The 15732-nt window shown below is 38.2% G+C and carries 16 protein-coding genes; 4 read left to right on the top strand and 12 right to left on the bottom strand.

Annotated elements, in window-relative coordinates; all coding sequences use genetic code 11:
• The first annotated feature begins 156 nt into the window (after positions 1-156).
• The 4 genes from FAI40_00225 to FAI40_00210 all read left to right on the top strand — a co-directional run bounded on the left by FAI40_00225 (position 157) and on the right by FAI40_00210 (position 5132).
• The gene (locus FAI40_00225; GenBank protein ID QCE33891.1) at positions 157-1005 is read left to right on the top strand and encodes an SDR family oxidoreductase; all 849 of its coding nucleotides are present in this window, start codon (positions 157-159) and stop codon (positions 1003-1005) included.
• A gap of 50 nt (positions 1006-1055) precedes the next feature.
• A complete protein-coding gene (locus tag FAI40_00220) occupies positions 1056-2966 on the top strand; it encodes a ribonucleoside-diphosphate reductase subunit alpha (protein ID QCE33890.1) in 1911 nt (636 codons plus the stop codon).
• Between the two features lie 16 nt (positions 2967-2982).
• Positions 2983-4014: a ribonucleotide-diphosphate reductase subunit beta gene (locus FAI40_00215; protein ID QCE35697.1), complete on the top strand. Its 1032-nt coding sequence runs from the start codon at positions 2983-2985 to the stop codon at positions 4012-4014.
• A gap of 173 nt (positions 4015-4187) precedes the next feature.
• A complete protein-coding gene (locus tag FAI40_00210; protein QCE35696.1) occupies positions 4188-5132 on the top strand; it encodes a polyprenyl synthetase family protein in 945 nt (314 codons plus the stop codon).
• Here the strand turns inward: FAI40_00210 and murI are convergent.
• The 12 genes from murI to FAI40_00150 all read right to left on the bottom strand — a co-directional run bounded on the left by murI (position 5129) and on the right by FAI40_00150 (position 15709).
• A complete protein-coding gene (gene murI / locus FAI40_00205; protein ID QCE33889.1) occupies positions 5129-6061 on the bottom strand; it encodes a glutamate racemase in 933 nt (310 codons plus the stop codon). The genes FAI40_00210 and murI overlap by 4 nt on opposite strands.
• Positions 6003-6713 carry an orotate phosphoribosyltransferase gene (locus FAI40_00200; GenBank protein ID QCE33888.1) on the bottom strand — a complete coding sequence of 237 codons (711 nt, stop codon included), beginning with the start codon at positions 6711-6713 and terminating at the stop codon, positions 6003-6005. Before FAI40_00200 ends, murI begins: the two co-directional genes overlap by 59 nt.
• A 23-nt stretch (positions 6714-6736) precedes the next feature.
• On the bottom strand, positions 6737-7408 hold the full coding sequence (locus FAI40_00195) for a thiol:disulfide interchange protein (GenBank protein QCE33887.1): 672 nt from the start codon (positions 7406-7408) through the stop codon (positions 6737-6739).
• Entirely contained in the window at positions 7408-8322 is a 915-nt protein-coding gene (locus FAI40_00190) for an HlyC/CorC family transporter (GenBank protein QCE33886.1), read from the bottom strand. Before FAI40_00190 ends, FAI40_00195 begins: the two co-directional genes overlap by 1 nt.
• Positions 8307-8837, bottom strand: a complete 531-nt coding sequence (gene ybeY, locus FAI40_00185; GenBank protein ID QCE33885.1) for an rRNA maturation RNase YbeY — start codon at positions 8835-8837, stop codon at positions 8307-8309. The genes FAI40_00190 and ybeY overlap by 16 nt, the downstream gene beginning before the upstream one ends.
• Complete coding sequence (phoH, locus tag FAI40_00180; GenBank protein QCE35695.1) at positions 8809-9528, bottom strand: phosphate starvation-inducible protein PhoH; 720 nt, start codon at positions 9526-9528, stop codon at positions 8809-8811. Before phoH ends, ybeY begins: the two co-directional genes overlap by 29 nt.
• A gap of 257 nt (positions 9529-9785) precedes the next feature.
• Positions 9786-11183, bottom strand: a complete 1398-nt coding sequence (gene miaB / locus FAI40_00175; protein QCE33884.1) for a tRNA (N6-isopentenyl adenosine(37)-C2)-methylthiotransferase MiaB — start codon at positions 11181-11183, stop codon at positions 9786-9788.
• Between the two features lie 50 nt (positions 11184-11233).
• Positions 11234-12304, bottom strand: coding sequence for a 1-acyl-sn-glycerol-3-phosphate acyltransferase (locus FAI40_00170; protein QCE33883.1), 1071 nt, complete (start codon positions 12302-12304; stop codon positions 11234-11236).
• Between the two features lie 28 nt (positions 12305-12332).
• A complete protein-coding gene (locus FAI40_00165) occupies positions 12333-13133 on the bottom strand; it encodes a glucose 1-dehydrogenase (GenBank protein QCE33882.1) in 801 nt (266 codons plus the stop codon).
• 39 nt (positions 13134-13172) lie between these two features.
• Positions 13173-13766, bottom strand: coding sequence for a CarD family transcriptional regulator (locus FAI40_00160; GenBank protein ID QCE33881.1), 594 nt, complete (start codon positions 13764-13766; stop codon positions 13173-13175).
• 151 nt (positions 13767-13917) lie between these two features.
• Positions 13918-14742 (bottom strand): hypothetical protein, encoded by an 825-nt coding sequence (locus FAI40_00155; protein ID QCE35694.1) that lies wholly within the window; start codon positions 14740-14742, stop codon positions 13918-13920.
• Between the two features lie 106 nt (positions 14743-14848).
• Positions 14849-15709, bottom strand: a complete 861-nt coding sequence (locus FAI40_00150) for a folate-binding protein YgfZ (protein QCE33880.1) — start codon at positions 15707-15709, stop codon at positions 14849-14851.
• Positions 15710-15732 lie beyond the last annotated feature (23 nt).

Raw genomic sequence — 15732 nt, 5'->3', positions numbered from 1 at the left:
AAAGACTAGAAAAAATCTTATTTCGGGTATAGTCATTTTATTTACATGAAAACTAAAAATTTTGTTTATCTGATTGATCAGAATCTATTGAGTTTTTTTTGGAGCTGAACTCTAATTTCTCTCATTTCACTTTTTGGTATTTTAAGGAAAAACTCCATGTCCGAAACGGATGGTCAAAACAATTTCTTCCCTGCAGGCGCTTTGATGTCGGGAAAGCGGGGCGTAATTATGGGGGTTGCAAACAACCACTCTATCGCTTGGGCAATTGCTAAGTCTTGTGCAGAGCAAGGGGCAGAATTGGCTTTTACGTATCAGGGTGAAGCTCTAGAAAAGCGGGTTCGTCCGCTTGCAGAAAGTGTTGGGTCTGAGTTTGTTATTCCTTGCGATGTGAGTAAGGATGATGATATTAAAGAGGCGTTTTCTAAGATTGCTCAAAAATGGGGCAAGATTGATTTCGTCGTGCATGCAATTGGTTGGGCTGATAAAAAATATTTGCGTGGTCAGTACCTAGACACTCCAAGAGAAGCTTTTTTACAAGCGCTTGATATTTCTTGTTATTCCTTTGTTGCTGTTGCTCGTGAAGCGGAGCCGTTGATGCAAGAGGGTGGCTCGTTGTTAACTTTGACCTACCTTGGTTCGGAACGGGTTATGCCGCATTATAACGTTATGGGGGTCGCAAAGGCTGCCTTAGAAGCTTCAGTTCGTTATTTGGCTACTGATGTTGGTGGAAAAGGTATTCGTGTTAACGGTCTTTCTGCGGGACCAATTAAAACATTGGCCGCTAGTGGAATCGGTGATTTTAGATATATCCTGCGTTGGAATCAGACGAATGCGCCTATGGAGAGAAATACAACGCTGAAGGATGTTGGTGGTGCGGGATTGTATCTTCTTTCTGATTTGTCTGCTGGTGTAACGGGGGAGACGCATCACGTTGATTGCGGATACCACATTGTCGGCATGAAAAATCCAAAAGCTCCTGATATTTCATTAGATTCTGCAAGCTAAACTTTGAGAATTTTTAAATTTAAAATACTAATATTGAATAAGGTTAAATAATGAGCCTAGGTAACAGAAGAGATGCTGTTTACGCTTCTTCTGAAGCAGTGAATGCGGACTTATTTGATGTCACGGTTCAGTTGCCTGGGCGACCTGCGGTTAGAATTGATCCTTCTAAAGATGTTTTGCTGACAACTTTTGGTAAAGCAACTCTTGATGACCGCTATCTTTTAGACGGTGAAACTTACCAGGGACTCTTTGCCCGTGTGGCGTCTCGTTATGGAGATGATCAGCAGCATGCTCAAAGACTGTATGATTACATGTCTTCGCATTGGTTTATGCCAGCAACCCCTATCCTTTCAAACGGTGGAACGAAGAGAGGTTTGCCTATTTCTTGTTTTTTAAACGAAACAGAAGACAGTCTACATGGTATTGTTGATCTTTGGAATGAGAATGTTTGGCTCGCCGCAAAGGGAGGGGGGATCGGCTCTTATTGGGGGAATGTTCGCTCTATCGGCGAAGCTATCGGACGAAATGGAAAAACTTCTGGAGTTATTCCTTTTATTCGTGTGATGGAGAGCTTGACACTTGCGATTAGTCAAGGAAGTTTAAGGCGCGGATCAGCTGCTGTTTATTTGCCAATTTGGCATCCGGAAATTGAAGAGTTCATGGAAATACGCCGCCCGACAGGCGGGGATCCGCATCGAAAAGCTCTTAATTTGCACCATGGTGTTTTGGTTACGGATGATTTTATGCGAGCCGTTCAGGCGGATGAGGAATGGCCTCTTCTGTCTCCAAAGGATAAAAGTGTTATTCGTAAAGTATCTGCGAGGGGACTATGGATACGTTTATTAAGCGCTCGGATGGAGCAAGGGGAGCCGTATATTGTTTTTTCAGATACGGTCAGCCGTTTTCAGCCAGAACATCATCGCTTGGCTGGGTTAGAAGTTAAAACATCCAATCTATGTGCTGAAATTACTTTGCCAACAGGTATAGATCATCACGGTAAAGTAAGAACAGCAGTTTGTTGTCTCTCTTCTGTGAATCTAGAATATTGGGATGAATGGAAGGATAATTCTTTATTCATTAATGATATTTTTCGTTTTTTAGATAATGTACTGCAAGATTTTATTGATAATTCTCCCCCTGAGATGAAAAATGCAGCTTATGCGGCTGCGTGTGAAAGATCAGTTGGTATGGGGGTAATGGGGTTTCATTCCTTTTTACAGGAAAAAAATGTTCCCTTTGGCAGTGTCATGGCTAAGGTTTGGAATAAGAAAATTTTTTCATATCTTAGAGAGCAAGCTGACTTAGCATCTAAAGAATTAGCCAAAGAAAAAGGTGCTTGCCCAGATGCAAAAGATTATGGGGTTGAAGAACGTTTTTCGCATAAAATGGCAATAGCGCCCACAGCCTCTATTTCAATTATCACGGGTGGGGCTAGTCCAGGAATTGATCCTATTAGTGCAAATGTTTTTTTGCAAAAAACATTGTCTGGGTCTTTTACAGTTAAAAATCGTCATCTTAAAATTTTACTTGAAGCAAAAGGGATGGATACAGATGAGATTTGGTCCTCAATTACTTTGAATCGAGGCTCAGTTCAGCATCTTGACTTTCTCACGGAGGAAGAGAAGGATGTCTTTAAAACTGCCTTTGAGTTAGATCAGCGTTGGATTGTTGAACATGCAGCGGACAGGGCGCCATTTGTTTGCCAGTCTCAATCTGTGAATTTATTTTTGCCTGCAGATATTCATAAGCGAGATTTGAATCGTATTCATTTTGAAGCGTGGAAAAAAGGATTAAAGTCACTTTATTATTGTCGTTCCCTTTCGATACAGCGTGCAGATGCTGTGTCGAATGCAGCAACGAAATATGATATTATGCAAGACGAAGGAAAGCACCTTGACGCCGCGCGGACAGCATCTACTTCCGAGACGCCACGCTACGAGGAATGTTTGTCTTGTCAGTAAATAAAGGGTGAAAATGATGGTTGAAGATATTTTGCAGAACCCCCAAGAAGATATTACGAATGAAAAACTTACAGGTTTAATGGTTGGTAATCCAATTTATAAACCTTTTCGTTATCCATGGGCGTATGACGCTTGGTTGACTCAACAGCGTGTTCACTGGCTTCCAGAGGAAGTCTCTTTGGCAGAAGATGTTAAGGATTGGCATAGAACACTTACAGACCAAGAACGAAATCTTTTAACACAGATTTTACGTTTTTTTACGCAGAGTGACGTTGAAGTAAATTCTGCCTATATGAAATATTATCCTCAAGTTTTTAAGCCAACAGAAGTTTTGATGATGTTGTCGGCTTTTTCCAATATTGAGACTATTCATATTGCAGCATATTCACATTTGTTAGATACAATTGGTATCCCCGAAGCTGAATATGCCGCCTTTTTAAAATATAAACAGATGAAAGATAAGTATGATTACATGCAATCTTTCAATGTAAAGACAAAATTAGATGTTGCTAAAACTATGGTTGCTTTTGGTGCATTTATGGAGGGACTGCAGCTTTTTGCGTCATTTGCAATTTTGTTGAATTTTCCACGCTTTAATAAAATGAAAGGAATGGGGCAGATTATTACTTGGTCTGTGCGTGATGAAACATTGCATTGCCTTTCCATGATCCGTCTTTTTAGAACTTTTATTAGAGAAAATCCAGAGCTTTGGACAGAAGATTTACAGAAGGGTATCCTAGATATTTGCTGCACAACCGTCTCTCATGAGGATGCATTTATTGATTTAGCATTTGAAATGGGTGCTGTTGAAGGACTTGATGCAGAACAGGTAAAAACCTACATTCGCTTTATTGCGGACAGACGTTTGACACAAATGGGCATGGATTCCCATTTTGGCATTGAAGAAAATCCTCTTCCGTGGATTGATGATATGTTGAATGCTGTGGAACATGCTAATTTTTTTGAAAATAGGGCTACTGAGTATTCAAGAGCTTCTACTCAGGGAAGCTGGGAGGAAGCCTTCGAAATTGATATATTTTCAAATTAAGGTTTAAAGATATAGTTCTGAACGCTTATATTTTTTTATAATTATATGGTAACTTTTAAAAAAGATGATCTTCTGTGACAAATTCTTCTATTGAATCTAATGGACTCTCTCAATCAAATGATGAATCAGAAGATCGTCCTTTAAAAGATCTCCTTCATTTTTTCGAAGATGAGATGGAGGCTTGTAATAAGGAAATACAGAGTAAGCTCAAGAGTAGCGTTGAACTCGTGGATCAATTAGGGTTGTATCTAATTGCGGCTGGTGGCAAGCGCTTTCGTCCTTTGCTACTTTTGGCAGCTGCGCGGCTTTGTAATTACCGTCCTGAGAATGAACGCCGTGATGTGCGGCTTGCTACGTGTGTTGAATTTATTCACACAGCAACTTTGCTTCATGACGATGTTATTGATGAGAGTATGCTAAGACGTGGTTCTGCGTCTGCTAATGCTTTATTTGGTAATCAAGCGTCTGTTTTAGTTGGGGATTTTCTTTTTGCTCGAGCCTTTCAGCTAATGACTTTAGATGGTTCAATTAAAGTTCTTTCTATTTTGTCAGGGGCTTCAGCTACACTTGCAGAAGGGGAAGTTCTTCAAATGAGTGTGCAGAATATACTTTCTACTTCTTTAGACGTTTACTTAAAGATTATTCAGGGGAAAACTGCGGCTTTATTTTCGGCAGCCTGTCAAGTTGGAGCTGTTATTGCTGGATCAAGTCAAGAACAAGAAGATGCATTGTATGATTATGGGGCAAATTTGGGGATGGCCTTTCAACTAGCCGATGATGCTTTGGATTATGCTGCGGATCAACAACTTTTGGGCAAGACTGTTGGTGACGATCTTCGAGAAGGGAAAATTACACTTCCATTATTATATGCCTTTCATTCAGGTACGCCTGAAGAAAAAGAATTTTGGGAGAGAGTTATCGAAGATAAAAACATTCAGGAAAATGATTTAAAAAAAGCGATGGAAATTGTTGCTTTGCGAAATGGGATTGAGAAAACTTTTAAGAAAGCTGAAGAATATTCTCAAAAAGCGAACCAAGCCCTTACAGTCTTCCCTGAAAGTGAGTTGAAAACCCTACTTGAACGCGTGGCTTACTATGCAGGGCGGCGAAACCGTTAAGGGATCGAAAAACTTTCTATTTTTTTAAATCCAAAATTTTCTAGACTTTTCGTTAATGGAGATTCTTCTCTTATTTTTTCTCCAGTATAAAAAAAAGTTGGTGTCTCTTTCTTAAAAATTAGGCTTTCTTTATGGAAATGCTCTTCTATTAAATTGACCGCATGTCGAGCAACGGCAGGTTGAGGATCTAACCACTGGACATTTTTAGGGCTGTATTTTTTTAGCCAAGGCAATAGAAAACTATAATGGGTACAACCTAAAGCAACACAGTCAATAGGTCGTACTTTATGTGAAGAAGATAAAAATAGAGCATTAATTTCGTTGATGAGTATGTCTTTAGAAGGCTGAAGACCATTAAAAATTTTTTCAGCTTCTTTAGCCAGCCAGGCGCTCCCATGGCGATAAATAGTACATTCAGGGGCAAATCGTTTCTGTAGATTATCAACATACGATCGGCGAGCTGTTGCTGAAGTGGAGAGTAAGCCTAAAGACCGTGTTTGGGATAGCTCCGCCGCCCATTTTATTGGAGGAACACATCCTAGAATTGGGAGCTCAGGAAAATGTTTTCTTAAAATAGGTAAGGCAAGAGTACTGGCAGTATTACAAGCAATGATAACCATGTCTGGAGAGAGAGATGTTACTGCTTTAGAGATAACTGAAAGAATGCGTTGTTTCAGAATATTGTCTAATTTTTCTCCATATGGGAAAAAACCAGTATCAGCTATGTAATCAAGTGTGTAACTTACCTTCATTTCTTCTAATGCCTTAAAAGTACCAAGTCCACCTATACCAGAATCAAAAATAATGATTTTTGGAGCTTTGGTTGTTCTTAAAAGAGATGAAGGCGCTACTTGTTTCAAGATATTATCTTTATGAAAGGGTTGGACCAGAAGATTTAGTGATGCCACCATGTTTTTCAGACCATTCACATGGGTTTTTTAAGAATTTTTGAACTTCTTCACGATCTTCTTGTGAAAAATAAGAGTCTTTTTCGCACACTTCTAAAATTTCGTGCCATGTTGTCAAAGCAATAAGGTTGAGATTGGATTTCCTCAGTGTTTCTAATGCACCAGGAAAAACACCATAATAAAAGATAACGAAAGTATAAGCTAATTCTGCTCCAGCTTTCCTTAAGGCTTCAGCAAAATGAATTTTAGAAGCACCATCTGTTGTAAGATCTTCAACTAAAAGCGTTTTCATTTTCTCTTTTAGATCACCTTCGATTTGTGCATTTCTTCCAAATCCTTTTGGTTTTTTACGAACATAAGCCATTGGTAGATTTAATTTGTCTGCAATCCATGCGGCAAAGGGAATCCCCGCTGTTTCCCCCCCAACAATTAAATCTAGGCTTTCATACCCAATATGACGACAGATCTTTTCAACGGCCAGTTCCATTAAGGCTGCTCGTGCTCTTGGATAAAAAATAATTTTACGGCAATCAATATAAACAGGAGATTTCCAACCTGAAGTGAGCGTGTATGGTTCATCAGGTCTAAAATTAACAGCTTTGATTTCCAGTAAAATACGCGCTGCCGTTAGGGCGGAATTTTTGTCCGCAGATATAATTTCAGATTTTGTCATAGTCCTTATAGATCCTTTAGATATTATCTAGCTTGCTTTACCAAATCTTCAAATTTTTCGTAAGTTTTTGGATCTTCTTTGAAAGAAATATTATTGAAGCGGAAGAAAGGTGTGCCAGCAATATTATATTTATCTGTATCTTTTTGAACTTGTTCTAAAAAGAATTGCTGCGTTTTTTCATCATTTGCAATTGCATCAAATTCGTCCTTTCCAATACCAGCAAAGGCGGCTTCTTGTTGTAAGCGTTCCATAGGAGATTTCGAATGATCGACATTTTTTTCATCTTCTTGTTTAGCAGAAGGGGCATATCCAAAGAAGAGAGTCATTTGCCTAGAGAAGACAGCATTAATGAAAGGAAGATAACGGTTATGTGGCAAGGCATGAGCAACCATAGCTGCGGTTAATCCCATTTTGTCCATTGGAAAATCATGAAACTCATAACGAATTTTGCCTGAATCAATTAACTGTTTTTGGATTTTTGGAAATTCATTTAAAGCAAAATGAGCACAATGGGTGCAAGTAAGAGAGAACCACTCTTGTACCACAACTGGAGCTTTAGGATTCCCGACAGAGTAAGGCTCAAGATCATAATGTATTTCTGTTTTTGCATAAGAGTGGAAAGGTAGCAAAAGTACAGATGCTGAGAGAATGGTGAGTGACAATAATTTTTGGTACAGCTTTGACATTATATGCATTAATCCTTTTCTAAGATAAGGGGAGAAAGAGCTTCATCTTTTAGGTTTAAAGAGGATTCCCCAGAAAATATATCGCGATTTTCCCATTCTGCAGGTACAAACATTCGTAAATTACGAATATGGTGTGTATCTGCATTTAATACTTTAAATTTCAATCCACTAGGATGTTGAATAATTTCATTTTGATGGGGAACATGTTCTGCTAAACGAAAAACAAGACCCCCTACCGTTTCAATTTCAGCTTCTCTTTCCTCCGATGTTAAAATATTTCCTAGCCGATTTTCTAAGTACAGAATAGGTAACCTAGCATCCAAATCAATTTGATTTTCTGCACTTTCTATCCACATTGGCGGTGCTTTTTCATCATGTTCATCTGCAATATCACCCACAATGGTTTCCAAAAGATCTTCAATGGTTACCAAGCCGTCAATTCCACCATATTCTTCGATGACCAACGCCATATGCGTTTGTTTTTGTCTCATCAGGAGGAGTAAATCTAAAACAGGGATGGTGGAAGAAATAAAGAGGGGTTGGCGAAGAATATCTTTTATTTTAAATTTTTTTTCACTGTTAATGTACTGAATAAAATCCTTAACATGCACCATTCCAACAATATTATCTAAATCATTATGATACACTGGCATTCTTGAATGATGTTCTTTTCCAATAACATTGAGAGCCTCTAAAAGAGAAATTGCATCTGATAAGGCGCAAATATCAGCTCTAGGGACCATGACATCATCAGCTATTTGGTCTTTTTGTGCCAATACATTTCTAATTAATGCACGTTCGTGGCGATCCAGGGAGTTCTCTTTAGAAAATGAACTTTGGTCTTTGACAAAATCAAAAATAATCTTTCGAGTATCATTTTTTTTTTGTTTTATATTAAATATTTTTTTTAGTTCAGAGAACATAAAAACTCATTCTTAACCTTACTAGGTACTTTTATTTTTGTTTTTTGCCAAGGATTAGAAATTTTAGAAAAGCTCAAAATAAGACTTTCCAATCGTTCCATATCGGCAGCTTCCGAAGGGTGGTGATGATCGTAGCCGAATAGGTGTAATGTACCATGAACAAGCAAATGAGCCATATGAGAGGAAAAAGATTTTTGCTGCTGCTGAGACTCTCTAAGAACATCTTCAAAAGATATAATAATATCGCCGCCTAGTCCTGAAGGTGTCGGGAAACTTAAAACGTTTGTTGATTTGTTTTTATTGCGAAACCGATAGTTCAATTTTTTAACCGTTCTTGCATTCGAAAAAAGAACATTAATTTCTTCAGTTTTGGGAGATATATTTTCTAATCTTTGAATTGGGCGACATATAAAAATTACAAAAGAATTCAGATGTGAAATACGGCGATGCCATCTTTGATCTTCAACAGAAAATGAAAATTTTATTTTAGGATCGTTCATATGTTTCATAAGCACTTATAATTTTTCTAACAAGAGAGTGGCGGACAACATCCTCTTCTAAGAAGCGACAGAGACCAATATCAGGAATATCTCCAAGGATGGAAACAGCTTCTCTCAATCCGCATGCCTGATGAGAAGGAAGATCAACTTGAGTAAGGTCTCCAGTAATCACCATCTTAGTGCCACTACCCAGTCTGGTAAGAAACATTTTCATTTGCGCTGAGGTGGTATTCTGAGCTTCGTCAAGAATGACAAAGGAATTTTCTAAAGTTCGGCCTCTCATATAGGCAAGGGGAGCAATTTCAATTTCTCCAAATTCGATTCTCTTTTGTAATTCGTGATTAGGCAAGAGAGATTGTAAGGCGTCATATAGAGGACGAAGATAGGGGGAAATTTTCTCTTGAAGGTCTCCTGGTAAAAAGCCTAATTTTTCACCAGCTTCAACGGCAGGACGAGAGAGAATGATGCGCTCTATTTTCCCCGTTAAAAGGGATTGAATCGCCCCTGCGACAGCAAGATATGTCTTTCCTGTTCCAGCAGGACCAACCCCAAAAACAAGATCTTTCCTCTGGATTTCATGAAGATATTGTTTTTGGCGAGGAGATTTAAAAAATAACTTTTTACCATTAATTTCTAAGAAATTACTCTTCCCCTCAATATGAGAGGTAGATTTTTTAAGAAAAGCTGTATGAGTAAAAGTATTCATCAGAAAATGCTTTCGGATATCTTCTAGTTTTAGATATCCCTCTAATGGAAGAGAGGCTGAAAGTTCTTTTAAAACAGCTCCCACTCGTTGAATATCAGAGAAGCGACCAGAGATTGCAACTTGTTTATCTTTCCATGCGATTTCTGTATTAGATAATTTTTCAAATTCCGGAATGTTTTGCCCCTGTTCTCCAAAGATTTGAATAAGGGGCTGACTCTCTAAAAATTTAAGAACTTTATGATCTCTGGACTCAGAGCTCATGATGCTTCCTTAGAAATAAGAGTTCCAGCTAATGAGTTGGTGCCTTGATCAATAATTTGAACGATAACTTCTTTCCCAATTAAACTGTCATCGCCTAAAAAATGAACTGGTTGAAGATAGATAGATCTTCCTTGCATTTGCCCTTTCTTACGTCCAAAACCTGTGACTAGAATTTTTTGTGTCGTTCCGACAAGTGAAGCGTTAAAGCTATCTTGCTGATCACGTAAGAGTTTTTGAAGAATTGCCAATCTTTCTGATTTCTCGGTTGCTTGTTCGAGAGTCGGTTGAGGAAGTGAATGCGCTATTTCAGAAGCAGGCGTCCCAGGCCTTGGTGAATAATTGAAGCTAAAAGCGCCAGCAAAATTAACGCTATGTACTAAATCAAGTGTCTTTCTGAAATCAGTTTCTGTTTCTCCTGGAAAACCCACAATAAAATCTGAAGAAAATGCCATTTCTGAATTTGCTGATCGTAGCTTGTGTATCGTTTCTAAATACTCTTCTACAGTGTGACCACGATTCATCGCTTTTAAAATACGGTTTGAGCCAGATTGAACCGGAAGATGTAGAAAAGGCATTAGTTTTTTATTATTTTTATGTGCCAGAATAAGGTTTTCACTGAAATCTTTCGGGTGAGAAGTTGCATAACGCAAGCGCTTCAGACCCTGAATTTCTGATAGTCTATACAGAAGTTCAGCTAAGTCGGCGTGCGAACCATTGTTCATTTTGCCACAATAGTTATTAACATTTTGACCGAGAAGGGTAATTTCTTGGATACCGTTCTTAACAAGCAGCTTTGCTTCTTCAAGAACCTGTATAACAGGACGGCTTTGTTCAGAACCCCGTGTGTAGGGAACAACACAATAAGTACAAAACTTATCGCATCCTTCCTGAATTGTTAGAAAGGCCGTAACTTCTGATTTGTTTTGGGGAAGATTCTCTGGAAGGTGATCGAATTTACTCTCCGTTGGGAAGTCAATGTTAAGAGAGCGTCCTCCTGCTCGACTAATTTTAGCTACAGATTCTGGCAAACGATGATAAGATTGAGGTCCCATAACAATGTCAACGTATGGAGCACGTTCTAAGATATGCTTTCCTTCAGCCTGAGCCACACAACCAGCAACGGCAATTAAAGTTGTTTTCCCTTTTAAGGCTCTTTGATCTTTTAAAAGCTTTAAACGACCTAGCTTTGAGAAAAGTTTTTCTGTCGCTTTTTCTCGTATATGGCAGGTGTTAAGCAAAATCATATCTGCTTCTGTTATATCGTCTGTATCTGTATAGCCCAAAGGCTTTAACGCACGTTGCATACGTGTGCTGTCATAAACATTCATTTGGCAACCCCAAGTAATGATATGAAGCTTTAAAAGAGATGATGATTTTTTTGAATGGGGTAACATTTATTTAAAATATCTTAAATTAAAAACATAATAGAGGTCGCGCTAGACGATTAGGTCTTTTCATGAAGAGCTTTAATTTTATTAACATCTTCATCTAAAAAAGGACGGTCTTGCCTTAAAGCTTCTGCTCCATGGCGAATAATTTCATGCGCAGCAACCGACATTGCTTTTCGGCTTGCAAATTCATTAGGATCCAATGGAGGATGAAAAAGAATTGTCGCACGCAATGATTTCCATTGTGCTATCTCCCAAAGATGCGGTGCAAAATCCATATCCCCGAACCAAGAGAATACCCCAGTGCGTCTATTTCTTCCGATAGGAAGACCTTCCAACTGATCATAAACAATGGAAATCGGCTGAATTAAAGGCGTTGGCATCTCTTTAGAGAATTCCTTCCCGTAAAGCTTTGGTTTCGCAAGGGAGAAGAGGGTTGATAGGAAAGGTCGGAGAGACACACCAGAGGAGGTTGTTCCTTCGGGAAAGAGAGTAATATTGTACCCATCTTTCAATTTTTCCAGCATTTTCCGAACTTCTTGCTGAGTGCCTTGTTTTTCTCTGCTAATATAAATTGTACCGCCAAGATAAGTCAAAATACCAACCAACGGCCAATTTCTAATTTCTTTTTTAGCTGCGAAAATTGTGTATAAGCCTTGACCTGTAACAATAATATCCAACCAAGAAGTATGGTTGGCAACAAAAAGCACAGATTGTTTAGAGGAATCTCTAAATCGCCCAATATTAGCACTCCCTATCGGACGTCCAATTTGACGGACTTGAATTCCCATAATTCTGCAAATACCGGTCCAAAAGAATTTAGGAAAACGGATACACAACGACCCAGGAAGTTTCCAAAGTACAGCTTGAAGAAGGCAGCATAAAGTTCCCCAAATAAGAACTAAAATGAGTTTGCAAACTGCGCGGATAGGATTAAATGGAGATTTAACTCTTAAGCCTGGAGATGAATGAAAAAATTTTTCAGGATCCACAATCGGGCGAACAAATTTTCCACCAGATCGAGATCTGACGGTAGAATCACTTCCTTTTTTGTTTTTGCCAAATTTTAACATATTTTGAAAAATACCCATTGAATCCCCATGCTTTAAAGTCTCTTCCCCCTGCATTAAAGCAGAAGGAAGAGTTATTTATGTTTTATGATGACCAGTTTTGCGCAAAATCATTATAGAGCGTAAGTCCACCATCAACATAAAGAGTTTGGCCTGTAATATATGAACTTTCATCTCCGGAAAGGAAACCAATAGCATCAGCAACTTCTTTACTGACACCCGGACGTCCTAAAGGGATGTGGTCAGAGATTTCTTGCACTTTTTTCTGATCATGAATCCATGCATCATTGATAGGGGTAACAATAGCTCCTGGTGCTACAGCGTTAACGCGAATGCCACGAGAAGCGTATTCTAGACCAAGCGTTTTAACAACATTACCAATAGCACCTTTTGATGCCGAATACGCCAAGAAACCTGGCTTTGCAATGTGCTGATGGACAGAAGAGTTAATAACAATAACGCCCTTATGATTTGCCTTTAACCAATATGTTAGAGCTTGTTGACAGGCAATAACCACCCCATAAAGATTAAGTTTTATGACAGCTTCGAAATCAGCTAAAGGATAATCTTCAGATGGATGAGACTTCCCGTTAAAGCCAGCATTACAAATTAAAATATCCAAGCCATCTAGGGATTCAATACTGTCCTTGACAACTTTAAGAACATCCTGCTCGTCGGATAAGTCCCCAGCAGCAATAACATGTTCGCCAGAAGCAACCTTTGGAAGCTTATTAAGCACAAGCTCAAGTGTTTCTTTGTTACGGCCATTGATCGCAACACGGGCACCGTGTTCTGCAAAATAAAGGGCTGTAGCTTCTCCAATCCCCTGCGAAGCTCCCGTTACAAGTACTTTTTTTCCTTCAAATTTTTTCAAAGAAGACGTCATAGAATCTAACTTTCACATTTAAGGAAATCTATAAAGATTTTATAGATTTTTCATTTTTTCAATGAGCTCTTTCCGTACTTTTTCAGGTTTCTTTTTTTCTAAAATTGCAACTTCAGCAACAAAACGTTCTTGCGCTGCCTCAAAAAGTTTACGCTCTGAAAAACTACCATCTAAGCTGTCAACGTTTCTACGTAGGTCTCGTAGAACTTCTGCAATTTGAACAAGATCCCCAGAGTTAATTTTATCTTGGTAAGCAATCGCACGTCGTGCCCACATGCCACGGCTAACTTGGGGTTTTCCTCCGATTGCCTCGATTGCTTTATCTACAATTTCACGAGATGCGATTTTTCTGAGACCGCAAGCTCCAGCCTTAGAAAATGGAATTCGTAAAATCATGTGGTTTCCAGGAAAGGAAATTTGAATCATTTTAATTTGAACACCAGCGACTTCTTCTTCACCAATATTATCGACGTGCCCAACACCGTGGACAGAATGCACAATTGCTTCACCGACACGAAAAATATCTTTTGTTTTCCCTTTGGGATCAGATTGTTTTAGCGTATTTTCAGCGGCTTCTCTGGCTAAAGACTCAGTTTCTATACCCTTGGAAGGGATTTTAAAATTCGTATTCATAGAGCATTCCTTATCATAATTTTTATTAATCATCATCTAATTCTAGTAAATAATATGATTAAATTCTTCAGTGGTATTTTAGGGGTAAAACACAAAGATATTTAAGATTTGAATTAGGAACAGTCTCAAAATATCTTTTCTAACGATTATTTTAAGAAGACGTAATGTTACCTTTCATTTCATAAATATTCGTTTTGATTGTGTAACAGATTTGTTTGAGAGGAAGGGCGTGCGGGCCGTTACTAAAAGGACTTTGTAGTGAAATACCACTTTGATTAAGCATTTCAAAAAAAACACCAATAAGACTTGATCCTAAGGGCGTCCACCAACCGAGTGCCTGAACACCTGTTAAGGGGAGAACAATGCAAAAGACACGTGTAATAACGGTTGGTAAAAAAGTATACTGAACGGGAAGCGGTGTTTTGCTAATCCTCTCTAAACCACCTTGCGCATTAGCTAACGCGGAAAGAGATCTATCTATGTTTGGTAAAATTCCAATAACATTTGGCATCTTGTACGCAAGTTGAGTAGAAATAATACCTATTTTGCAAAGGAGCATATCAGCTGGATTTGCAGCGTTTGAAATATAGTCACCATCAGTAGGCAATAACGTGCGAAGTTCTCCTCTAAGAGACTCAGGAGGAGGTAACTTTCTTAATCCATATTTTAAAAATCTAGGATATAAAGCGATCAGCTTCATCAGCATAACGTCTTCGTCTAGGAAAGACATTACATCACGACCAAAATTTCGGCAGTTATTTGTAACGCTTCCCCAAAGGCTTCTTGCTTCCCACCAGCGACCGTATGCGGCATTATTGCGGATACCCACAATGATAACCAGAACAGATCCTAGAATAGTAATTGGTATATTAGATTGATTTAGCCAATCTAAATTGAAAAATAAAAAACCAATAACAACCAAGAAATCCCACAACGTTAATAAAAACAAAATTGGAAGCGCTTCCTTGAAGAGAATAGCGGCGCCTGAGAGAGATTGATCAATCAAGTTTGGTATCCTTTAAGATAAAGATTTCTCCAGAAACAATTAGCATTTCTGATCGTGTTACAAAAATAAAAATCCTCTATTTCAATATGTTTTTTAATTTTTGGTAAGATAGGCAGTTCTTTTTTTCAAAAAATTCGCCCTTTAATTGAAATATTTTTTCATTCCAGCATGTTTTTAAAACAAAGGCCAATAAACTCGTTGAAGATGTTTCATAAATTACAGATCCCGCAACCTTTCCTTCTTTAGTAAAGAGCGTTCTATCAGTTGGATCTGAATCTTCCGTAAGTAAAGTTTCTTTTTGCTGTAAAGAGGTTAAAAGAAAGCTTCGTTTCTTAGTTAGATTTCTATGATGGAAACGTGCAACTACTTCTTGCCCAACATAACAACCTTTATTCCAAGCAATTGCATGGAATAAATCTAAATTCATTTCTGAAGGATAATTTGTATTTCTATGCTGTAAAATGAGCGTGTCGCTTAAAATTCCGAATTTTGCAAGGTATTCAGTGTAACTCGCTTCATCCTTTTGTGCTACAGAAAGATGGGAATCCTCGGATAGCAGTTTCCAACCAAGTTCTGTTGCTCTTGGATCTTTAAAGGAAAATTTTATTTTTGGTGATAATTTTTCCAGAGAAGGGCTTGCAAAAGCCTTAAGAGAGCTTTTTGCAAAATTTACTTTGTGTCGTAATTTAAGCTTCGAAAGATACTTTAAAATATTCTCTATCTGGCTTTTAGGAACTTCAAGAAAAAGTTCATTTTTGGCTTCAAATAAAAAGAAAGTTGTTCTAATTTTGCCTTGAGGTGTTAAAAACGCACCATATAAAGCAGATCCATTTGAGAGTTGTAAAAGGTCACATGTGACAAGTGGTTGTAAAAAATCTTTACGTCCTTCTCCAGACACTTTAATGATTTCTTGAGAGGTTAGTGAATACAAATACATTTTCGTAATTTTCCAAGAAGGAC

The organism is Acetobacteraceae bacterium (assembly GCA_004843345.1).
Classification (GTDB): domain Bacteria; phylum Pseudomonadota; class Alphaproteobacteria; order Acetobacterales; family Acetobacteraceae.
The sequence above is the reverse complement of the archived record's forward strand: the minus strand, read 5'-3'. Positions and strand labels throughout refer to the sequence as shown.